This window comes from Streptomyces maremycinicus, assembly GCF_001184025.1.
GTDB lineage: Bacteria > Actinomycetota > Actinomycetes > Streptomycetales > Streptomycetaceae > Streptomyces > Streptomyces maremycinicus.
In genome coordinates this window covers 409,789-432,292 of sequence record NZ_BBYG01000014.1, presented here as the reverse complement: position 1 = coordinate 432,292, position 22,504 = coordinate 409,789, and the positions used below count along the sequence as shown (strand labels likewise).

The following is a 22,504-nucleotide window of genomic DNA, read 5'->3' as shown; positions in this document are numbered from 1 at the left end:
GAACCTCTCCATCGGATACAACGGTCTACACGATAGAGCCCTTGATGGCTAGATGCCGTCGGCTTTTCGTCGGCGTTACGTCCCCATGTCTTGACGCGGCTCGAAGCTGCGTGCACTGTGGTGCGCACTTCGGCTTAGAGAACGTTATACAAAACCTCTCCGCCGCCTCCGACCCCTCCGCAGGCATTCGCCGTACGCCTTTGTTCAACGATGACAGGGAGCCATGCCGTGATCACCGACTCGTCCGCCGCCAGAAGGACCCGCCTCGCCGGGCTGACCGCGAGCGCTGCCGCGATGGTCGTCCTCGTCTCCGCCTGTGGAGGGACGGGAGGCGGCTCGGCCTCCTCGGCCAAGGACTTCAGCTACCTGAGTGTCACCGAGAACACCACCGTCAAGACCGCCCTGACCACCCTCTCCAAGGGTGCGTGCAAGGCCGCGAACGACGCCCAGCCGCTCAAGGTGGAGACCGTTCCGCAGGCGAGCCTGGACCAGAAGCTTCAGCTGCTGGCCGGCCAGAACGCCCTGCCCGTGCAGTTCGCCGCGGGCAACGCCCCGGCGCTCACGCAGCAGCTCTACACCTCGGGCAAGGTCGCCGACCTGGAGAAGAAGCTGACCGATCTCGGCGTCTTCGACCAGCTGGAACCCGCCGCCGTGTCCACGATCAAGGCGCTGTACGGCGGCAAGGTCGAGGTCCTGCCGTACGAGTACAACATCGAGGGCATCTTCTACAACAAGAAGGTCTTCGGCGACAACGGCATCGCCGTCCCGGGCACCTGGACCGAACTCGTGGCCGCCGCGGCCGAGCTCGAGGCCAAGGGCGTCCAGCCGTTCTCCGCCTCCGGCCAGCAGGGCTGGCCGCTGACCCGGCTGATCAGCGGGTACCTCTACCGCAGCCTCGGCCCGGACGCGCTCCAGGCCGTCGCCGACGGCAAGGCCAAGCTGACCGATCCCGCGTACGTGAAGGCGGCCCGAGCGGTCGCGGACCTCGGGAAGAAGGGCTACTTCGGCAAGGGCGTCGGCTCCATCGACTACGACACCTCGATGAACCAGTTCCTGTCCGGCAAGGCCGCCATGCTCTACATGGGCAGCTGGGCGCTGGCGAACATCGCCGACGAGAAGCAGAACACGATCGGCGCCGACAATGTCGGCTTCATGCCCTTCCCCGCGGTGACCGGCGGCAAGGGCTCGATCGACCAGTACCCGTCCAACGTCGGCCTCGGCATCACCCTCGGCGCCGGCAGCTTCGACAAGAAGACCGGTGACTGGGTCTCCTGCATCGCCGAGAACTACGGCAGCACCGCGCTGAAGGACCAGGGCTCGATCTCCGGATTCAAGGTCAACACCGAGGTCGAGGACGCCAACCAGGTCACCACCCAGGTGCGCGACACCATCACCTCCTCCCAGCAGAACGTGCTGTGGTTCGAGGCCCTCTTCAGCACGAAGGCCACCACCGTGAGCCAGACCAACGCGGCCGGCCTGGTCAGCGGCAGCATCAGCCCGGAGAAGTTCATGCAGATCGTCCAGGACGCACTGTCCGGCAACTGACGCGGCTCGCTGCTCGGGCGGCCGCCTGAGCAGCCACCGCATCCCAGTCGGCACATTCGAGAAACCGGACTTCATCCATGCATCGCGTACTTGGTGACCGCAAAGCGGTCCTGATCCTGCTGGGCCCCGCCCTGCTGGTCTACTCCCTGATCATGCTCGTCCCGATGCTGTGGTCACTGGGGTACTCGTTCACCAAGGGCAACACCATCGAGGGCTTCACCGGCAACGGCCTGGAGAACTTCCAGCACCTGTTCACCGATCCGGCGGTACGGGACGCCCTGTGGTTCACCGTCAAGTACGCGGTCGTCGTGACGGTCGGCCAGGTCGTCGCGGGCTACCTGCTGGCCCTGCTCTACGTCTTCTTCCTCAAGAAAGCGTCGGCGCTGGTCCGCACGCTGGTGTTCTTCCCGGTCGTCCTGCCCACCGTGGCGGTCGGCCTGCTCTTCCAGAAGTTCTTCCAGGTCGCCCCGCAGACCGGACCGGTCAACTCCCTGCTGAACGCCGTCGGCCTGGACTCGGTCGACTTCTTCGGCAGCGCCGGACACGCCTTCTGGGTCCTGATCATCATGGACATCTGGCGCTCCATGGGCTTCTACGCCGTGCTGCTCTTCGCCGGCCTGGTCGACATCCCCGAGGAAGTGCTGGAGTCCGCCCGGCTGGACGGCGCCTCCGGTCTGCGGCTCATCCGCCACATCGTCCTGCCGATGTCGTTCCCGGTACTGATGTCGTCCCTCATCTTCAGCATCAACGGCACGCTCAAGGTGTTCGACTCCATCGTCGCCCTGACCAATGGCGGGCCCGGCAACGCCACCACCCCGCTGACCCTGTACATGTTCCAGACGTCGTTCACCTACAGCGACTACGGCTACGGAAGCACGATCGCGCTGCTCCTGACCGTCGTGTGTCTGATGGTGACCCTGGTCGTCTTCCGCGTCTCGCGGCGCGACCTCACGGAGGGCTGAACCCATGGCCATCGACACAACCATGAAGACCTCCGGTTCCTCCAGCGGCGGCGGACGGGCACCCTCCGCGGACACCGGCCGACGGCCCCGCCGCCGCCGTCCCGGCCGCGCCTGGGTGAAGACCGTCGTCGCCCTGCTGCTCGTCGTCGAGATCTATCCGCTGGTGTGGATGTTCCTGACCTCGCTGAAGTCCAACAACGACTACCTCGACAACTCGACCTGGAGCCTGCCCACCACCTGGGAATGGGGCAACTACACCGAGGCTTGGACCACCGGCAACATCGGTCTGTACATCCAGAACAGCGTCCTCGCCGTGCTGCCCGCCCTCGCGCTGATCCTGCTGCTGGGCACCGCCGCCGGTTTCGCCCTCCAGGTGATGGTGTGGAAGGGACGCAGCCTCACCCTGTTGATCTTCCTCGCGGGCATGATGATCCCGCCGCAGATGATCCTTCTGCCGCTGTTCACCGTGTACTTCCAGACCGGGCTGTCCGGCACCCTGTGGCCGCTGATCCTCACCTACACCGGCACCGGCCTGCCGCTGACGGTGTTCATGATGGCCACCTACTACAAGACCGTGCCCCGCGAGCTGTTCGAGGCGGCCACCATCGACGGCGCCGGCATCCTGCGCGCCTTCTGGACCATCAGCGTCCCCATGGTCCGCAACGCCCTCCTCACCGTCGGCCTGGTGCAGTTCTTCTTCATCTGGAACGACCTGCTCATCGCGCTGACCTTCACCAACGACCAGGACCTGCGCACCATCCAGGTCGGCCTGCTCAACTTCACCGGCGACTTCGGCGCCACCCAGTACGGCCCGCTGTTCGCGGCCATCTGCATCAACGTCTTCGGCACCCTCGTGATCTACCTCTTCCTCAACCAGAAGGTGATGAAGGGTCTGACCTCCGGCGCCGTCAAGGGCTGACACCCCTCACCGGCCGCGATCCGGCCGGCCGCAGTCCGCCCTGCTCCACAAGGAAGGTTCCCCCAGCCGTGCCCCTTCAGCCTGCCCCGGTCACGTTCGAACACCTGCGCGACGGCCTCGGTATCGGCGTCGCCGAGCCCCGCCTGTCCTGGCGCGTCCCCGGTTCCGCCGCCTCCCAGGAGGCCTACGAACTCGAGCTCGACCGCGCCGGTGTCCTCCACCGCACCGGACGGACACCGGGCGGCGACCAAGTCCTCCTGCCGTGGCCCGACCGGCCGCTGCACTCCCGCGAACGGGTCTCGGTGCGCGTGCGGGTGTGGACCGACGGGGCGACCGAACCGTCCTCGTGGAGCGAGGCGAGCACCGTCGAGGCCGGACTGCTGCACGCACAGGACTGGCGGGCCGTCCCCGTCGGTCCGGCCTGGCACCAGGACCCGGACGGCGACCGTCGGCCGGCCCGGGTCCGCAGGGAGTTCACCCTCGCCTCTCCCGTGGCCCAGGCCCGCCTCTACGTCACGGCGCACGGTCTGTACGAGGCCGAGATCAACGGCCGGCGCGTCGGCGACGACACCCTCTCTCCCGGCTGGACGGTGTACGGCGAACGCCTGCGCTACTACACCTACGACGTCACCGGCCACCTCGCCGAAGGCCCCAACGCCATCGGCGCCTGGCTCGCCGACGGCTGGTACCGCGGCCGCATCGGCTTCGACGGCGGCTACCGGAACCTCTACGGCACCGATCAGTCCCTCATCGCCCAGCTCGAGGTCCACCACACCGACGGCACCACGACGGTCATCGCCACCGACCCCACCTGGCAGGCCGCCGAGAGCCCGATCCTGTTCACCGGACTGTACGAAGGCGAGACCTTCGACGCCCGGCTCCACCACCCCTCCTGGTCCACCCCGCGGCCCACCGGACCGAACGCCGCCTGGAGCCCGGTGGCCACCGCCGTCCGGGACCCGCGCACCCTGATCGCGCCCGGCGGAGCGCCCGTCCGCTGCACCGAAGAGATCCTCCCGGTCTCCCGCACGACCACGGCCGACGGCCGCCACCTCCTCGACTTCGGTCAGAACCTCGTCGGCCGGTTGCGCATCACCGTCGACGGCCCCGCCTGCACCACCGTCACCCTGCGCCACGCCGAGATCCTCCAGGACGGCGAACTCGCCACCCGGCCCCTGCGCGAGGCCGTCTCCGTCGACACCTACGTCCTCGACGGCAGCGGACGGCAGACCTGGGAACCCCGCTTCACCGTGCACGGCTTCCGGCACGCCGAGATCACCGGCTGGCCCGGCGAACTCGCCGAGGGAGCCGTCGTGGCCCGCGTCCACCACACCGACATGCGCCGCACCGGCTGGTTCGAGTGCAGCGACCCGATGATCAACCGGCTGCACGACAACGTCGTGTGGAGCATGCGCGGCAACTTCGTCGACATCCCCACCGACTGCCCCCAGCGCGACGAACGCCTCGGCTGGACCGGCGACATCCAGGTGTTCGCCCCCACCGCGAGCTTCCTCTACGACTGCGCCGGCATGCTCGACTCCTGGCTCAGCGACGTCGCCGTCGAACAACTCCCCGACGGCACCGTCCCCTGGTACGTGCCGGTCATCCCCGGCGGACCGGCCTGGACCCCGATCAAGCCCGGCGCGGCCTGGGGCGACGTCGCCACCCTCACCCCGTGGGTGCTGTACCGGCGCTTCGGCGACCTCGGACTGCTGCGCCGTCACTTCCCCATGGGGCGCGCCTGGGTGGACCTGATGGCCCGGCTGGCCGGGGAGAGCCGGCTGTGGGACAGCGGCGACCAGCTCGGGGACTGGCTGGACCCCATCGCGCCCCCCGAGGACCCCGCCGCCGCCCGCACCGACCGGTACCTCGTCGCCACCGCCTACTTCGCCTGGTCCGCCCGACATGTGCAGTGGGCCGCCCGTGAACTGGGCGACACGGAGACCGCCGCCGAGTACGGACGGCTGGCGGACGAGGTCGCCGAGGCCTTCCGGGCCCGGTACGTACGGCCCGACGGACGGATGACCAGCGACGCGCCGACCGCGTACTCCCTCGCCCTCGCCTTCGACCTGCTCGCCGACGACCGGCAGCGCCAGATCGCCGGCGACCGGCTCGCCGAGCTGGTCCTGGCGGACGACGCGCGGATCGCCACGGGCTTCGTCGGCACCCCGCTGATCTGCGACGCGCTCACCGCCACCGGCCACGTCGACGTCGCCTACCGGCTGCTCACCCAGACGGAATGCCCGTCCTGGCTCTACCCGGTCACCATGGGCGCGACGACCATCTGGGAACGCTGGGACAGCCTGCGCCCCGACGGCACCCTCAATCCCGGCGGCATGACCTCCTTCAACCACTACGCCCTGGGCGCCGTGGCCGACTGGATGCACCGGGTCGTCGCCGGCCTGGAACCGGCCGAGCCCGGGTACCGCACCATCCGCTTCCGCCCGCGCCCCGGCGGCGGCATCACCTGGGCCGAGGCCACCCACGAGACCCCCTACGGCACCGCCGCCGTGTCCTGGGAACAGACGGCGACCGGCCTGAGCGTGCGGGTCACCGTTCCCAGCGGATGTCGGGGAGTCCTCGAACTGCCGGGTCGCGCCCCCCTCACCGTCGGCCCCGGCGCACATCACCTCGACACGGGCGATCTCGACCGCACCGCCGCCTAGCGGCCCTCCCCGGCCGGGCAGGCGAGCCCGGCCGGTCCTCACGCCCCGCGAGCTTTCCTCCGCCGACCGACGCCCGAGGGCGTTCCTCGGCGGAGGAGGGAAGCCGGGGCGGCGCGGGGACGCGCCTGACCCCGTCCCCGCGCCGCCCCCCGGCAGCAATGTCCCGACCGGCCGCCCGCAGGTCCGGCGGTCGTCGCGCATCACCTCGTGATCAGCAAGCATCAAGGAGGATGTGACGTGAGCCGTTCCAGAGGAATGACCCGACGAGAGGCCGTCGCCGTATCCGTCGCCGCGGTGGGCGGAGCGGCGCTCGTGACCGCCGGGCTCCCCACCGCCGCCGCGGCGGCCCCGCTCGCCGCGACCGCGGCCGACCAGCCCTGGCGCGACCGGCGCAAGTCGCCCGCGCGCCGTGCGGAGGCGCTGCTCGGCGCCATGACCTTCGAGGAACAGGTCACCCTGGTCACCGCGGTCGAGATCCCGGACTCGAAGCCGCTGGAACACCTCGGCATCCCGGCCATGACCCGCGTGGACGCCTCCGACGGGCTGCGCGGCGACACCGGCGTGACCGCCTTCCCCGCCCCCAACGCCCTGGCCGCCACCTTCGACACCGCGCTCGCGGAGGCGTACGGCACCGCGATAGGCAAGGAGGCCCGGGCCAAGGGCTGGAACGTGCTGCTCGGCCCCACCCTCGACATCCTGCGCAACGCCCGCTACGGCCGCCAGGCCGAGTCGTACAGCGAGGACCCCCTCGTCAGCGGACTGATCGGCGCCGCCGTCACCAAGGGCTTCCAGAAGAACGACACCATCGCGCAGATCAAGCACTTCACCGTCTACAACCAGGAAGAGGGCCGTCTGACCCTCGACGTGGTCGTCTCCGAGCGCGCGCTGCGCGAGGTGTACTACCCGGCCTTCGAGCACACGGTCCGCGAGGGCGGCGCCCTGTCGGTCATGGGCGCCTACCCGAAGATCAACGGCGTCTTCGCCTGCCAGAACAGTCACCTCATCGACACCCTCAAGACCGACCTCGGCTTCAAGGGCTACCTCGGCACCGACTTCTACCCGCACGCGGACCGGGTGGAGTCCGTCAACGCGGGCGTCGACTCCACCGCCCTGATGCCCGACATGCCCAAGAGCGCCTTCACCGACGGACGCATCCCGAAGGACCGCACCCGGGACGCGGCCCGCCGCATCCTGTACGCCCTGTTCGCCTCCGGCGCCTACGACAACCCGCTGCCGGCCACGCCCGCGGCCGTGGTGACCGACGACGCCCACCAGGACCTGGCCCGGACCACCGGTGAGCAGGCAACCGTCCTGCTGAAGAACCAGGGCGGTCTGCTGCCGCTGGCGAAGCGGAGGACCGTCGCGGTCATCGGACCCGCCGGGAAGGACACCATCACCGGTGTGGAGGGCTCCTCCTGGGTCGACCCCGGGGACTTCACCACGGCACTCGAGGCGATCACCGCCAAGGCCGGGGCGTCCCGGGTCCTGTTCTCCCAGGGCAGCCTCGGCGACGACACCCTGCCCACCGTGCCCGCCGACGCCTTCACCACGTCCGACGGACGGCCCGGGCTGCGCGCGGAGTTCTTCGCGGGCGAGGACCTCGTCGGCACCCCCCTGGCCACGACGACCGCCTCGACCGTCGACTTCCGCGGGGGCACCCCGGTCCAGGGCCTTCCCGCCCGGTGGTCGGCGCGCTGGACCGGGCGGCTCACCCCGCCCGCCACCGGTCTCGTGCGTCTCGCCGTACTGCTGTCCGGCGCGGTCAAGGTCGTCGTCGACGGCAGGACCGTCATCGAGGAATCCCGATACGGGTGGGACTCGTTCATCGGCCCCCGCCAGTGGCCGATCGGCGGGGTGATCGAACTGACCGGCGGCAGGGCCGTCGACATCACCGTCGAGTACAGCACCAAGGACGTCGGCTGGGCCGGTGTCGGTCTGGTGCTCGGCTGGCAGCCCGAGTCCCTGATCCCCGCCGCCGTCGCCACGGCCGCGAAGGCCGACGTGGCGATCGTGTTCGTCAACAACTACAGCGGTGAGGGCCTCGACCGCGAGGACCTGGCGCTGCCCGGCGACCAGAACCAGCTGATCGAGGCCGTCGCCGCGGTCAACCCCCGTACCGTGGTCGTCCTCAACACTTCCGGCCCGATGCTCATGCCGTGGCTCGGCCGGGTGAAGGCGGTTCTCCAGGCGTGGTACCAGGGCTCCGCCACCGGTACGAGCATCGCCAACATCCTCTACGGCGACGCCGAACCCGGCGGCCGCCTGCCGATGACCTTCCCCGCGACCGAGGAACAGGGCCCCACCCGGTACACGGGCGGCAAGAACGACGCCGCGAACGGCACCCTGGTCTACGACGAGGGCATCTACGTCGGCTACAAGTGGTACGACAAGCACCACGCCGAGCCGCTCTTCCCCTTCGGCCACGGCCTGTCCTACACCTCCTTCCAGCACGACAAGGTCCGTGTCACCAGCCGCGGCCGAGGGGACGAGGCGGCCGAAGTCGGCGTCGAGGTGCGCAACACGGGCCGACGCACCGGATCCGATGTGGTGCAGGTCTACATCGGGCATCTGCCCACCGAGGTCGACACCCCGGCCAGGACGCTCGCCGGCTTCACCAAGGTGACCCTCGAGCCGGGCGAGCGCCGCAAGGTGGCGGTCACGGTCACCCGGCGCACGGTGTCCTACTGGGGCGAGTCCGAGAACCGGTGGGTGACTCCGGCCGGCCGGGTTCCGGTCTACGTGGGCCGCTCGGTCACCGAGGCCGAGTACGCGGGGACCATCACCGTCCGCTAACCCGCACGACCTGATCAGGTCCCGTCGGCCGGACCTCCCGTGGGCCGGCCGACCGGGTCCGTCCCCATCCCGCGCCGCAGGGCCAGTTCCAGGCCGTCGAGGAACAGCTCCAGCGCTCCGGCGTACGCGCTGCCGTTCATGGTCTCCGCCAGGGCGTCCACCGACTCGGCGATGTGCGGGTACCGGTCCGCCGGGAGGTCCGCGTAGGCCGCCCGCCACGCCGCGCGGTCGGCCGCGGCGGCCTGAGGGGGCAGGGCCATGGCGGCCGCGTCGATCGCCGCGAAGCCCAGGGTCAGGTCGATGAAGCGGTGGTAGTGCCGGGAAGATTCGTCGCGGGAGAAGCCCGCGCCGCGCAGGACCCCCAAGCCGATCTCCACTCCCTTGATCTCGTTGGGGCGCCGGGTGACGCGGGAGGCGGCGAGGACCGCGGCCTGCGGGTGGGCGGTGTAGACGCGGTGCAGGCCCGTCCCGATGCGGCGCAGGTCCGCACGCCAGTCACCGCTGACGTAGACGTCCCGCAGGCTCATCCCGATCAGCTCGTCCGCGACCGCGAGCACGAGGTCGTCGGTGCTGCGGAAATAGCGGTAGACCGACGACGGATCCGCTCCCAGCGCCGTTCCCAGCCGGCGCACGCTCAATGCCTCGCTGCCGTGCCTGCTGAGCAGACGCAGCGCCGTCCGCACGATCAGATCGTGGTCGAGGACCGTGCCCGTCTTGGTGGGGCGGCGCCGCCGTCCGGCCGCGAGCCGCTCCGGGGGAGCGGTCCGGTCTGCGTCGTCGAAGGTACTCACGCGGGCTCCACTCTGGTGCGACGGCGACGGGGTGCACCCTTATGACAACACTATTGACTCAAAATATCCACGACTGTTTGATGTGGCTTCACCAGCCCGGAACCCTGGTCTGGCCCACGCGCCGCTGACCGCGGCGACTCCGGTCCCATGAGTCAGAACTCCTGGGCCGCGCACCAGACGCGTCGCCCCGGTCGCTTCGCTGCGACGGCTCAGTGCCGCCCCAGCGCCGTGCCCGTACCGGCGACCTTCCGTCAGCCACACACGGACGCCAGACGTCCCGCCCCCCAGGACCGGTTGCCCATGGAAACGAACAACGTCCACGCCGACGCACCGCCCGCGGCACTGAGAAAATCACTGAGCGTCGTGGACGGAGTCGTCCTCGCCGCGTCCAGCACGGCCGCGACCACCACCATCGGCATCGGTCTCGGGGTGCTCGCCCTGGTCACGGGCCGGCAGACACCCGCGATCGTCCTGATCGCCTTCCTGCCGATGCTCGGGATCGCCGGCGCCTACGCACGGCTGAACAGGATCGAACCCGACTGCGGCGCCGGCTACGCCTGGGTCAACCGCAGCCTGGGCCCCTGGCTCGGCACCCTGGCCGGCTGGGTCCCCCTGGCCGCGGGAGTCGTGTTCCTCGCCTACACCACCTCCGTCACCGGATCGGTCCTGCTCCAGTTCGCGCACAAGGCGGGCCTCACCACGCTGCTGGGCCGCCAGCTCGACCCCAACTCGACCCTCCAGTGCACTCTGCTCGGCCTGCTGGTGCTCGCCGGTGTCACCTGGACCGCCGTCACCGGCGTCCACCGGGCCACCCGCTTCCAGACCTACCTGCTGGTCTTCGAGTACGCGGTCCTGCTGCTGTTCTGCGGCTGGGGCTTCGTGGCGGGGCAACACCCCTTCTCCTTCTCCTGGTTCAACCCCTTCGGCTTCGACTCCCTGTCCGGCTTCGCGCAGGGCCTCGTCCTCGGCGTCTTCTTCTACTGGGGCTGGGAGACGGCCTTCAACGTCACGGAGGAGACCAAGGAGGCCGATGCCTCGGCTCGCGGCGGCTACATCACCCTGTTCACGATGCTCGGCCTGTTCCTCCTCGGTTCCACGGCCTTCCAACGCGTCATGACCGAGGAGGAGATGAGCAGCCACGGCGCCGAGGGCCTGGCGTATTTCGCCTCCCGGCTGGCCGGCGAACCGCTCGCCACCCTCCCGCTCGTCGCCCTGCTCTTCTCCGCCGTGGCCTCCTTGCAGGCCGGTATCATCCCGACCGCCCGCCTGGGCCTGTCCATGAGCCGCGAACGCACGCTCGGTCCGGCCTGGGGCCGCATCAGCGAGCGCTACGGAAGCCCCACCACGGGTACCCTCATCGTCACCGGCACGGCGGCCGCACTCGCCCTGCTCACCGTGGTGATCCCCAAGGTCAGCGAAGCGATCCTGGCCTCGGTCAACGCCATCGGCATCGTCGTCGCCCTCACCTACGCGCTCACCGCGTTCGCCTGCGCGGCCCGCTTCCGGTACCTACTGCGCACCGACCCCCGGCAAGCGGTCCTGGCCGTCGTGGTCCCGGTGGTGTGCGGACTGATCCTGATCGCTCTCGGCGGCTACCTCGCCTTCTACTACGCCACCCTCAGCGACACCTTCGCCGTGGACGTCGACAACGGCTGGTTCAACCTCGTGTGTCCCGGCGTACTCATCCTGTGCGGGCTGGCCTCGAGCGCGATCGCCAAGTGGTACCGGCGAGCCCCCTGCTTCTCGCCGTCGGCCCCCGCCACCGACCCCCAGGAACCCGGGACCGGGACCGAGTCCGAGCTCCAGCCGCAATCCCGGTCCTGACGCACGGCACGCGTCGATCCGCCCCGAACCACCCGTACACGATTGGACACCCCCTCCATGCCCCAGCCCGCAGCGGACCTGCTCTTCATCAACGGGCCGATCCTCACCATGGATTCCGCCCGCACCCGGGCCACCGGCCTGGCCGTCAGCGACGGCCGGATCACCGCCGTCGGCCACGACGAGGTGCGGCAGCTGCGCGGGCCGCGCACCGAAGTGGTCGACCTGCGCGGCCGGTTGCTGCTGCCCGGATTCCAGGACGCCCACATCCACGCGGTCATGGGCGGAATCGAACTCGGCGAATGCGACCTGACCGGGACCACCGACCGTGACGAGTACCTGCGCCGTATCCGCGCCTACGCCGACGCGCACCCCGACAAGGAGTGGATCACCGGCGGCGGCTGGTCCATGGAGAGTTTCGACGGCGGCATACCGACCCGGCAGCTCCTCGACGCGCTGGTCCCGGACCGGCCCGTCCACCTCCTCAACCGCGACCACCACGGCGCCTGGGTGAACACCCGCGCACTGGAGATCGCCGGTGTCGACGCCGACACCCCCGACCCGCGGGACGGCCGTATCGAGCGCGCGGCCGACGGCACGCCCGCCGGGATGCTCCAGGAGGGAGCCGTCGTCCTGGTGGGCCGCCATCTGCCGGACCAGACCCCAGCCGACCGGCTCGCCGGACTGATGCGCGCTCAGGAACTGCTGCACAGCGTCGGCGTCACCGCCTGGCAGGACGCCCTGCTCTGCGGGGCCGACGGCTATCCCGACCCCTCCGAGACCTACCTCACCGCCGCCCGCGACCGGACGCTGACCGCCTCCGTGACAGGCGCCCTGTGGTGGCGCCGGGGCGCGGGGGAGGAGCAGATACCCGAACTGCTGCACAAGCGCGAGCACCTCACCCACGGCAGGCTGCGCTGCTCCACGGTCAAGATCATGCAGGACGGTGTGGCCGAGAACGGCACCGCCGCCATGACCGCCCCCTACCTGGACGGCTGCGGCTGCGCCACCGGCAACAGCGGTCTGAGCTTCGTCGACCCGGACGCGCTCAAGCGGTACGTCACCGCGCTGGACGCCGCCGATCTCCAGATCCACTTCCACGCCCTGGGCGACCGTGCGGTCCGCGAGGCCCTCGACGCGGTGGCCGCCGCACGCACCGCCAACGGATGGCGGGACACCCGCCCGCATCTGGCCCACCTCCAGGTCGTCCACCCCGACGACATCCACCGCTTCCGGCAGTTGGGTGCGACCGCCAACATCCAGGCCCTGTGGGCCGCCCACGAACCGCAGATGGACGAACTGACCATCCCCTTCCTCGGCGCCGAACGTGCCGCCTGGCAGTACCCCTTCGGCGACCTGCTCCGCGCCGGCACCACCCTCGCGGCGGGCAGCGACTGGCCCGTCTCCAGTCCCGACCCGCTCGAGGCGGTCCACGTGGCCGTCAACCGCGTCCTGCCGCAGGCACAGGCCAAGCCGTTCCTGCCGGAACAGGCTCTCGACCTCGGCACGGCCCTCGCCGCCTACACGGCCGGCAGCGCCTATGTGAACCACCGCGACGACACCGGCAGTCTGCGCCCCGGCAACGTCGCCGATCTCGTCGTCCTCGACCGTGACCCCTTCGCCGCCCCGGCGGAGGCCATCGCCGAGACCCGCGTGCACCTCACCTACGTCGACGGCCGACGTGTGCACACCGCGCGGGACGCCTGACGCGGGCGTCGGAAGGCGTCGGCAAGACGGTCGTCCTCGCCTACCGTTCGGGGCCGGTCGACCACCTCCTCGGCTGCATCACGGCCGGCGGCCCGGCGCCCCGGTCGCCCCCGTCAGGCGGCCGGACCGGGCCGGAAGGTGCGCAGGAAGGTGTCCAGGGCCTCGCGGTTGGCCTTCTTGGCCCAGTCCTCCGCGGGTGTCGTCCAGCGCAGCGAGAAACTGCGCTGCCCGCCGAGGAGGAAGCCGCGGCCGAGCGTGCGCACCCGGGTGCCGTCGGCGTCCATGAGCCACTCCATGTCGGCGGCCTCGTACCCCTGGTACGTCGTCGCCTCGATGTCGCCCAGGCGGCGGAAACCGGCGTCGTCGCGCAGGCCGGGCTCGACGTCCTCGCGCCAGACGGCCACGGGGTCCGGTCCGGCGCTCTCGCTGTAGGTCACCGCGAGGGTGCGCGGATCGCCGGTCGCCCCGAACGTGACGCGGTACGCACCGTCGGTGCCGCGCGCGGTCTCCAGCGGCTTCCAGCCCGCGGGCAGCGCGACCGAGAAGCCCTCGGGCGCGCGGAACACGCGGTAGCCGCCGGGGAGGGCGTCGGCGGTGGCGGGCGCCGAGGGGGAGGGCGCCGCGGACTCGCTCGGCGACGGGCTGCCCGGCGCGGTCGGCGTCGGCGCCGCGGGCTCTCTTTCGCCGTCCTCGCCGGGCGCCGCGGCGGTCGCGGACGGCGCGGCCTGCGTGCCGCCTCCCGCGGTGTCGTCTGTGTCGGGCAGCTGGTGGGTCACGGCGAGGGCGGCGACCGCCACGGTGACGACGGCCAGTGCCGTCCCCGCCGCCATGGCCCGGCCGCTCCAGCGCGGACCGGCGTACCGGGCGGCGGCGCAGGCGCGCTTCAGCGCCGGGGCCTGCATGACCGCGTGCGGATCCTCGTCCAGCACCCGGGTGAGGGACTGGCGTACGACCGCCTTGGTCAGCCGCTCCCGGGAGTCCTTGCGCAGCAGTCCCTGCACGGTCGGGGTGAGCGATCCGGCCCGCAGCGGGGTGCGCAGCGGCAGCCGGTCCACGCCCTTCAGCGTGCTCTCGGGCCGGTCCCGGTCCCGGTACGGCGGGCGTCCCTCGACCATCGTGTACAGGATCGCGCCCAGCGCCCACAGGTCGGCCGCCGGGCCGATCCGGTCGTCCCGGGCCTGCTCCGGGGAGGCGTACGCGGGGGCCGCCACCCGGGGGGCGAGGGTCGCGCCCGCCAACCCGAACCCGGTGAGGACGAGGGGGCCCCGGGCCCGCACGAAGACCTGACCCGGGCTCAGCTCGCCGTGGGTGATGCCCTCACCGTGCGCGACCTCGAGCACGTCGAGCAGATCCAGTCCGACCGCAGCGGCCTTGGCCGGGCTGAACGCCCCCTTCTGCTCCATGAGTTGGCTCAGCGGCAGGCCGTCGATCCACTCGGTGACGGTCCACAGGGAGCCCGCCTCCTCCACGGCGTCGACGACCGTGGCGATCCGGCCCGGGCACAGCCGCGCCATCGTCTCCGACATGCGCAGGACCCGGTCGGCGGCCTGACGGGACTTCTCCTCGCCCTGGCAGGCCGGCAGCCCGATCCTGGTGACCAGGCAGGGCCGGGCGGCTCCGGTGTTCTCGACGTACTCGCCGTACCAGCCGACGCGGTTCGTCTCCCGGTGGACGACGTCGAGCAGCCGGTACCTCCCGGCGACCAACTCGTGCGTGGAGACGTGCGTCTTGACCATGGCCATCCCTCGCTGAAACGCCGGAACTCACCTTTCCCAGTGGTACGACCGGCGCGAGGGGGTCCGTTCAATTGGCGGGCAACTCCGGTGTGATTCCTGTCTTTTATTCAAAAGGGCGTCACCGTGATTCGAGTGCTTGTGCGGGAAAAGGAATTGCCGGGGACCGTCCGAGGGCCGTCCTGTGGTGTAACCAGCGGTAAACAGGTCGGGCGGGACGCCTCGGCGTTCCCCGGAACGGCCCCTGTCGACCGTGACGCATTCCCGCTCGGAGTCCGCCCCGGTGATTTTCCCCGTGGGGGCGACCCGCCTCCGCGCCACCGCCCGGCCGACATCACCGGAACGCCCTCGCGTGATCCCGGCGGAGCCGGGTCAGAGATCCCGGCGCACCACGAATTCGACCAGGGCCCGCAGGTCGCGGACGGCTCCGGCGGCCAGCGGGACGTCCGCCAGCGCCGACTCGGCGGCGGCGACCTGCCGGCCCGCCTCGGCGAGCGCCGCCGCACGGCCTCCCGCCGCCTCGGCCAGCGCCGCCGCCTCACCCGGTTCGCCGCCCCGCTCCAGCAGCGCGGCCAGCCGGCGCGCGGCGGGAGCGGGCGAGTCCAGCGCGGCCAGCACCGGGAACGTCTTCTTCCGCTCGCGCAGATCGCCGTGCACGGGCTTGCCGGTGACCGACGGGTCGCCCCAGATGCCCAGCACGTCGTCGACCACCTGGAACGCTATCCCCAGATGCCGTCCCGCCCTGTCCAGCGCCGCCACGGAGGCCGGGGAGGCACCGCCCAGCACGGCCCCCAGCGCGGCCGCGCAGCCGAGCAGCGCGCCGGTCTTGCCCTCGGCCATCGCCCGGTAGGCCGCGGGCCGCACCCGCTCGGGTCCCGACCACGGCCGCGCCGCGAACAGCAGGTCGTCGGCCTGTCCGCGCACGAGGTCCCCGAGGGCGCCGGACAGCAGGCGTACGGCCTCGCCGCCGGCCGGCGGCGGCTGGAGTGCGAGGGTCTCCACCGCCAGGGCGAACAGGGCGTCACCGGCCAGGACCGCCGGTCCCGTGCCGTAGGCCTGCCAGACCGTGGCCCGCCCGCGCCGGGTCGGATCGCCGTCCATGATGTCGTCGTGGAGCAGGGAGAAGGCGTGCACCAACTCCACCGCCACCGCCGCGGGCACCCCGGCCCGCGCGGGCGCACCGGCCGCCTCGGCGCCGAGGACCGCGAGCGCCTGCCGGACGCCCTTGCCCCCGGAGCCGGTCGCGGGCACCCCGCCTACCCCGCACCAGCCGAAGGAGTAGCCGGCCATCTCGCCCACCCAGGGGTGCGATCGCCCGACCGCCTCCACGAGCGCGGGGCGCACCAACGCCCGGCAGCGGGCGAGGACCTCGGATGCGTGGGACCGGGTCGCGGTGACTTCCCGCACGGTCGTGCCGAGCGCGGTCACCGGGCGACCGCCGCGTGCGTGCCGGAACCCCTGGGTGTGGCTGCCGGTATCTGTGCCTGTGCCTTTGCCTGTGCCAGTACATGTACCTGAGCCTGCGTCTGTTCCGCAGACGCAGACGCAGACGCAGACGCAGACGGGGACGGGGACGGGGACGCGGACGACGCCTCCGTGTCCGGGGCCGTGGGGCCGACTCCCAGTTCGGTCTGCGCCCGGGCGACCATCTCCCGTGCGTGCCGCAGTCCGATGCGCTCCAGCTCCCGTGCCAGTCCGGCCAGTTCGGCCGCCGTCTCGCCCCGGTCGCGGCCCAGCCGGGCCAGCGACTTCGTCAGGCCGAGCCGGGACAGTGCCTCGCCGCGCGGCTCGCCCATCGCGCGGAACTCGTCGAGCGCCTGCGTGTACAACCGCCGGGCCTCCGGGTAACGACCGGCCCGGTACAGCACGTTGCCGCGCATCTTGTGGTTGTAGGCCAGCGCGCCGGACAGGTTCATCGCGCGGCAGGACTCCTCGGCCCGGGTCAGCAGGCCGAGGGCGCCTTCGGTGTCCCCGTCCCGCGCGGAGACGATGTCGGCCAGCCCGCGCAGCGCCCAGGCGTGGCCCCGGCGGTCCTCGGCGCCCTCGGCGATCCGGGCCGCCTCCTCGAAGAGGGCGTACGCCCTGTCGTACTCACCGGAGTTGCGGTGCATCTGCGCGATGCCCTCCAGGGCCCACACCGTGTGCCGCGCCTCGCCGCGCCTGCGGGCCTCGGCCAGCAACTGCTCGTGCAGCCTGCCCACGGCCTCGTAGTCGCCCTGGATGCGGCCGGTCTCCGCCAGTCCGGCCAGCGAGTAGCCGCGGACCACGATGTCGCCGCCCCGCTCACCCAGGTCGGCGGCGAGCCCCAGCAGCCGCCGGGCCAGCGGGAACGCGCCCCGCTGGCGGGCCAGGGTGCCGCCGCTCCACAGCGCCCAGGCCATCGCCGCGACGTCACCGGCGTCCCGGGCCGCCCGGTAACTCGCCTTCCAGGCCCGGTCGGCCTCCTCCACCTGTCCCAGCCGCCGGTGCGCCTCGGCGACCGCGAGCCCCGAGCGGGCCGCCTCGCCGTGCTCCCCGGCCCGCTCCGCCGCCCTCAACCGCTCGGTTCCGGCGGCCAGTACGTCGTCCAGCGAGGAGTTCACGGACAGGGTGGTGAGAGCGCCCTGGTACTCCGGGGCGAATGCCTTGCCGTACATCGGTTCCCTTCGGCAGACCACCGGTGTTCACGTATGCACGCTGTGTATACACGGTGGGTATAGTGCGGTGTTGCCGGTCAAGACGCGGGCGCGGTGAAGGGGGTTGCCTGTGAGGCGCAGATCACCCGGGAGCCTGGAGGACTGAGAACGGAGGCCGGAGAGCGGAGAGGGAGAACGGAGAAGGCTGAGGGGAGAGGGGAGGGTGGGGAGCGGAGGCCGGGAGTCGGGTGCCGGGAAGCGGGTGCCGGAGGGTGGCGGCCGGTGACGCGTCAGGCGCCGAAGAGCTGGGTCCAGTACGTGCCCGACGGGCCGCCGCCCGCGAAGCCGACGCCGATGTGGGTGAAGGCGGGTTTGAGGATGTTGGCCCGGTGACCGGGACTGTTCATCCAGCCCTCCGTCACCTCGGCGGGGGAGCGCTGGCCGCAGGCGATGTTCTCCCCGATGGTCCGCCGGGTCGAGCCCGCGGCGGCCGCCCGGTCCCAGGGGTGGCTCCCCTCGGGTGAGGTGTGGGAGTAGAAGGCGCGCGCCACCATGTCCGCGCTGTGCGCCTGCGCCGCCGTGGTGAGCAGGGGATCGACGGCCAGGGCGGGCAGCCCGGCCCTCGCCCGCTCACGGTTGGTGAGGGCGACGACCTCGGCCGCGGTCCGGGCCAGACCGTCCGGGGTGAGCGCACTCGCCCAAACGGCGGTCCAGTAGGTGTCGCCGGTGCGGGTGTCGGTTGCCCGCCCCAGCGCGGCGTGCGTGAACGCGGGATCGCGCAGGGTCTGCCGGGCCTGGTCGGTGCGCAGACAGTACGCGACGAACTCGGCGGTGGTGCGGGGCCCGGAGACCAGGTGCTCACCGACGGCGAGATACCGGTAGCCGGTGGCCGTGATCCGCTGGTGCACCGAGACGCCGTCCGCGCCCTCGGTACCGAGCCGCCCGGCCGCGGCCAGGGCGGCCGCGTGCGCCCCGGCGGCGGAGGCGAGGCGGGCGTCGAGGGACACGGGCCGCGAACCGGCGATGGCGCGGGCGGGGTTGACGAGGGCGAGGAACCCGTCGGGGTCGGATGCGGACCCCGCGGGCACGTACGGGGCGGACGGGCGGGACGGCACGGAGCCCGGTGTCGTCGTCGGGCGGGGTGCGGTGGTCCGCCGCCGGCTCGCGGGGCCGGTGCCGGTCTCCCCGGCGTACCCGTGGGCCGGTGCCGCCCCGGCCCGTCCGCCCGTGGGCGGACCGTCCTCCGCCACGACGTCCACCCCGAAGTCCCGGGCCAGGCCCGCCAGTCCGTCCGCGTACCCCTGGCCGAGCGCCCGCAGCTTCCAGCCGCCGCCGCGCCGGTAGAACTCCGCCAGCAGCAGCACCGTCTCGCCCTGCGCGGGCGGGGGCGTGAACCGGGCCAGCACCCGGCCCGGCGCGTCGGTGACGTGCAGCGTGGGCAGGGGCAGCCGGGCCAGGGGCGTACCCGGCGCGGCCGCGCCGACCACCACCGTGACGCGGGTGGCGCCGGTCCGCAGTCTGTCGGGTTCCAGCGTCAGGGTGTCGCCGCGGAGCACGGCTCCCGGTGCCGTCGGCTGGTTGTAGAACACGAAGTCGGCGTCGCCCCGCACCTGGCCGCTGTCGTCGGTGACGAGGGCGCACAGATCGAAGGGGCCGGGTACCCGAACGGCCAGGGCGCCACCCGGGAGGGGCAGATTGCCCCCGGGAACCAACACGTTCATCCTGCCGCCCCGATGTCGTCGCACGGGCCCCGCCGCGGCCCTGCCCCGACAACGCACGGCCCGCGACCGAGGTTCCTCACCGCCCTCCCGCCCACGCCCGGCTCGCCCCGGCACACCGGGCAGCCGACCTCGGTGGGCCCGGGGTCCGGCGTCCGGGCGGCCTGGGCGGGGCGAGGGGGCCGGATCAGCCCGGCGTGCCGAGTTCCGGTTCGAGCAGTCGCTCGCGGTAGGCGATCGCCACCGCCTCCGTGCGGCTCGCCGCGCTCAGCTTGGCGAGGATGTTGGAGACGTGGACGCTCGCCGTCTTGCCGCTGATGAACAGCTCCTCGCCGATCTGCCGGTTGCTCCGGCCGAGCGCGAGCAGCCGCAGGACGTCCCGCTCCCGGGCCGTGAGAGGGACCGGGCCGCCGGGGGCGGTGGACCGGTCGTCGGTGAGGCGCCCCCGCCGGATCAGGTCGTCCGCGCGTTCCGACAAGGGTGTGGCGCCCAGCCGTACGGCGGTCACCCGGACGGCGCGGGCCTCGGTGGCCGCCTCCTCGCGACGGCCGGCCCCCAGCAGGGCCTGCGCGTACCGCAGTCGGCAGCGGGCGAGCTCATAGGCGTCGCCGTAGCCGAACGCCGCCACCGCCTTCTCCCAGGCCGCCGGATCCGGCCCGGTGGTGGCCCACACCCACTCGGCCTCCGCGCGGGCCAGCCAGGCGCGCCCCTCCGGGCCCTGCGGCACGCCGGTCGCGCCCCGCAGGGCCACCGACCTGGCCGGTTCCAGCAGTTCCGTCGCCACCGCCGACCAGCGGTCGGCCGCCGCCGCGTCACCGGCGTGCCGTGCCCCGGTCGCCGCCTCGGCGACCGCCGTGAGGGCGAGCGCGGTGAGCCGGACCGTGACGTCCGGGAGCGTGCCCGCCTCGTCCGTGAGCGCCTCGACCGAGGACCGCAGCCGGGTCACCGCCGCCTCGGCGTCCCCGGCCGGTACCGCCGCGTCGGTCAGCACGATGCCCGCGACGAGCGACGCCATCCAGTCGAAGCGCCCCTCGATCAGGGAGCGGGCCCGGTCGGTGACGCCCCGGTCGCCGCGCGCGAGACCCACGTACAGGGCGGGGCCCACCGCGTAGCCCCCCGAGGCCGGCAGCACCGCCAGGTCGGTCGCCGCCGTCCGCAGACACTCGTCCCAGCGGCCCAGGGTGTAGAGCACCAGCAGCTGGAGGTACCGCATCTCCAGCGGGTACGGCGAGGACAGCAGCCCCGCCCGGCGGGCCCGGTCCAGGCCCTCGGCCAGCCAGGGCAGGGACTCCTCGAGCTGCCCGGCCTCGTAGGCGCCGATGGCCAGGGTGAACAGGGCCCGCATCTCCACCGGCGCGTTGCCGCCGCGCCGGGCCAGTTCACGCGCCTGCGTCAGCCGGGCGCGGCCCTCGGCGGAGCGGCGGCCGTCGCCCTCGAGGTTGGCCAGCGAGACCAGGAGGTCGGCACGCGCGTCCGTCAGGTCGAGTTGCTCGGCGGCGCGCAGCGCCCGGCGCGCGACCCGCAGGGCGGTCTCGGACTCACCGACCTGACGGGCCGCCAGGACATGTGTGGCGGCGGCCCACACCCAGGTGGGCGACGGCGGTTCGGCGGGGATCATCGCCAATGCCTCGCTGCTCCAGGCGAACGCGGCCGTCAGACTGTCGACGTTCATCAGGGTGCCGGCCAGCGTGTACCGCACCCGGGCGGCGAGTTCGGAGTCGGCGTCCTGGCCGACGCCGGCGAGCGCGGCCCGGGTGAGGGAGACCGCGCGGTGCGCCTCCCCGGCGTGCGCGGCCGCCGCCGAGGCACGCAGCATCAGCGTCACGCGGTCGGTCCCCTCGCCGACCGGAAGGGCCGTCGCGGGGACCGACTCCCAGAGGTCGAGCAGGGCTTCCAGCTGGCGCAGTTCCTCGGCGGGCGCGCCGACCCGCCGGGCGTGGTCGGCGGCCTCCAGCGAGGCGGCGAGGGCCGCGCCCAGATCATGGCTCTCGCGGTAGTGGTGGGCCCGCTCGGCCGCGGTCTCGGCGCGGTGGCCCCGGTCGGCCAGCAGCGCGGCGAACGCGCCGTGCATCCGCGAGCGTTCACCCGGCAGCAGATCCGCGTACACCGCCTCGCGGGCCAGGGCGTGCCGGAAGGCGTACGCGCCGTCCTCGCCCGCTACCAGGAGCTGGTGGCCGACGGCCTCCCGCAGCGCCGACTCCAGCTCGTCCTCGGGCAGTCCGGCCGCGTCCCGCAGCAGATCGTGGGTCACGCGGCGCCCGGCGACGGCGGCGGTCCGCAGCACCTGCTGGGCGGTGTCCGGGAGTTGCTCGACGCGGATGAGGAGCAGGTCGGCGAGCCCGCTGGGCATGCCGCCGGACTCCGTGTCGGTGGCCGCCAGCAACTCCTCCGCGTAGAAGGCGTTGCCCTCCGCGCGCTCGACGATCCGGCGCACCGTGGCGTCCGGCAGCGGCCGGTCCTCCAGGGCGCGCAGCAGCCGGGCCACCTCGGAGTCCGCCAGCGGCCGCAGCTCAAGCCGGTCCACGGCCGGCAGCCGCACCAGCTCGGCCAGCAGCGGGCGCAGCGGATGGCGGCGGTGCAGGTCGTCCGCGCGGTAGGAGGCCAGGATCACCAGCCGGTGACCGGAGCCGTCGCCCGCGGGGCGCTGGAGGAAGCCGCGGCTGAGCAGGAAGCGCAGCAGGTCCCGGGAGGACTGGTCGGCCCAGTGCAGGTCCTCCAGGACGAGCAGCAGCGGGGTGACGCCCGACAGTTCGGCCAGCAGCGCCGCCATCCCCTCGAACAGCCTGAGCCGGCCCTCTCCGCCGCCGGAACCCGGGGCGGCACCCGCCGCGTCGGCCTCCGGGCCGGCGCCGAGCAGCCGGTCGACCAGGGGGTGCGCGGCGAGCACGCCGGCGAACCGCTCGTCGGCGGCGAGCAGGCCCAGGATCTCGGTGAACGGCAGATACGGCAGCCCCACGTCACCGAGGTCGACGCAGTGCCCGGTGAGGACGGTCGTGCCGGCACGGGCCGCCCGCGCGGCGACCTCGGCCAGCATCCGCGTCTTGCCCACACCGGCGTCCCCGGCGATCAGCACCGCCCGCGACTCACCGCCGCGGGCGCGCTCCAGCACGCCGGAGAGCCGGGCGAGTTCCTCTTCCCGGCCGATGAACGGAGTGGCGAACACGGTCTGCGACACGGCTCCATCCTGGCACGTGCCACCGACAACGCGGCCCCCGACCAGGAACGGAGCCGTAG

At 72.6% G+C, this 22,504-nt stretch carries 13 protein-coding genes; 7 read left to right on the top strand and 6 right to left on the bottom strand.

The genetic code is table 11. The annotated features are described in order from the left end of the window. The first annotated feature begins 228 nt into the window (after window positions 1-228). The 5 genes from AOQ37_RS20125 to AOQ37_RS20105 all read left to right on the top strand — a co-directional run bounded on the left by AOQ37_RS20125 (window position 229) and on the right by AOQ37_RS20105 (window position 8,885). Window positions 229-1,545: an ABC transporter substrate-binding protein gene (locus tag AOQ37_RS20125; protein WP_107085247.1), complete on the top strand. Its 1,317-nt coding sequence runs from the start codon at window positions 229-231 to the stop codon at window positions 1,543-1,545. 77 nt (window positions 1,546-1,622) lie between these two features. After that, window positions 1,623-2,507, top strand: a complete 885-nt coding sequence (locus AOQ37_RS20120; RefSeq protein ID WP_062645947.1) for a carbohydrate ABC transporter permease — start codon at window positions 1,623-1,625, stop codon at window positions 2,505-2,507. A 4-nt stretch (window positions 2,508-2,511) separates the two neighbouring features. Then, window positions 2,512-3,426, top strand: coding sequence for a carbohydrate ABC transporter permease (locus tag AOQ37_RS20115; RefSeq protein ID WP_062645946.1), 915 nt, complete (start codon window positions 2,512-2,514; stop codon window positions 3,424-3,426). 68 nt (window positions 3,427-3,494) lie between these two features. After that, a complete protein-coding gene (locus AOQ37_RS20110) occupies window positions 3,495-6,092 on the top strand; it encodes a family 78 glycoside hydrolase catalytic domain (RefSeq protein ID WP_062645945.1) in 2,598 nt (865 codons plus the stop codon). Window positions 6,093-6,329: 237 nt separating this feature from the next. Then, window positions 6,330-8,885 (top strand): beta-glucosidase H, encoded by a 2,556-nt coding sequence (locus AOQ37_RS20105; RefSeq protein WP_159401361.1) that lies wholly within the window; start codon window positions 6,330-6,332, stop codon window positions 8,883-8,885. A gap of 14 nt (window positions 8,886-8,899) precedes the next feature. Here AOQ37_RS20105 and AOQ37_RS20100 read toward each other — a convergent pair whose 3' ends face one another. Next, complete coding sequence (locus AOQ37_RS20100; RefSeq protein ID WP_062645943.1) at window positions 8,900-9,676, bottom strand: TetR/AcrR family transcriptional regulator; 777 nt, start codon at window positions 9,674-9,676, stop codon at window positions 8,900-8,902. 300 nt (window positions 9,677-9,976) lie between these two features. Here AOQ37_RS20100 and AOQ37_RS20095 point away from each other — a divergent pair, with 300 nt between their 5' ends. Next, entirely contained in the window at window positions 9,977-11,500 is a 1,524-nt protein-coding gene (locus AOQ37_RS20095) for an APC family permease (RefSeq protein WP_063781168.1), read from the top strand. 57 nt (window positions 11,501-11,557) lie between these two features. Next, a complete protein-coding gene (locus tag AOQ37_RS20090) occupies window positions 11,558-13,204 on the top strand; it encodes an amidohydrolase (RefSeq protein ID WP_062645942.1) in 1,647 nt (548 codons plus the stop codon). Window positions 13,205-13,317: 113 nt separating this feature from the next. On the opposite strand, the gene AOQ37_RS20085 is transcribed toward AOQ37_RS20090, so the two are convergent. From AOQ37_RS20085 to AOQ37_RS20065, 5 genes are all read right to left on the bottom strand, one after another. After that, complete coding sequence (locus tag AOQ37_RS20085; protein WP_062645941.1) at window positions 13,318-14,946, bottom strand: serine/threonine protein kinase; 1,629 nt, start codon at window positions 14,944-14,946, stop codon at window positions 13,318-13,320. 363 nt (window positions 14,947-15,309) lie between these two features. After that, window positions 15,310-16,365, bottom strand: coding sequence for a polyprenyl synthetase family protein (locus AOQ37_RS20080; protein WP_062645940.1), 1,056 nt, complete (start codon window positions 16,363-16,365; stop codon window positions 15,310-15,312). Then, window positions 16,362-17,573, bottom strand: a complete 1,212-nt coding sequence (locus tag AOQ37_RS20075) for a tetratricopeptide repeat protein (RefSeq protein ID WP_078890273.1) — start codon at window positions 17,571-17,573, stop codon at window positions 16,362-16,364. The genes AOQ37_RS20080 and AOQ37_RS20075 overlap by 4 nt, the downstream gene beginning before the upstream one ends. Before the next feature lie 269 nt (window positions 17,574-17,842). Beyond that, a complete protein-coding gene (locus AOQ37_RS20070; RefSeq protein ID WP_062645939.1) occupies window positions 17,843-19,273 on the bottom strand; it encodes a CAP domain-containing protein in 1,431 nt (476 codons plus the stop codon). 184 nt (window positions 19,274-19,457) lie between these two features. After that, window positions 19,458-22,445, bottom strand: a complete 2,988-nt coding sequence (locus AOQ37_RS20065; protein ID WP_062645938.1) for a helix-turn-helix transcriptional regulator — start codon at window positions 22,443-22,445, stop codon at window positions 19,458-19,460. Window positions 22,446-22,504 lie beyond the last annotated feature (59 nt).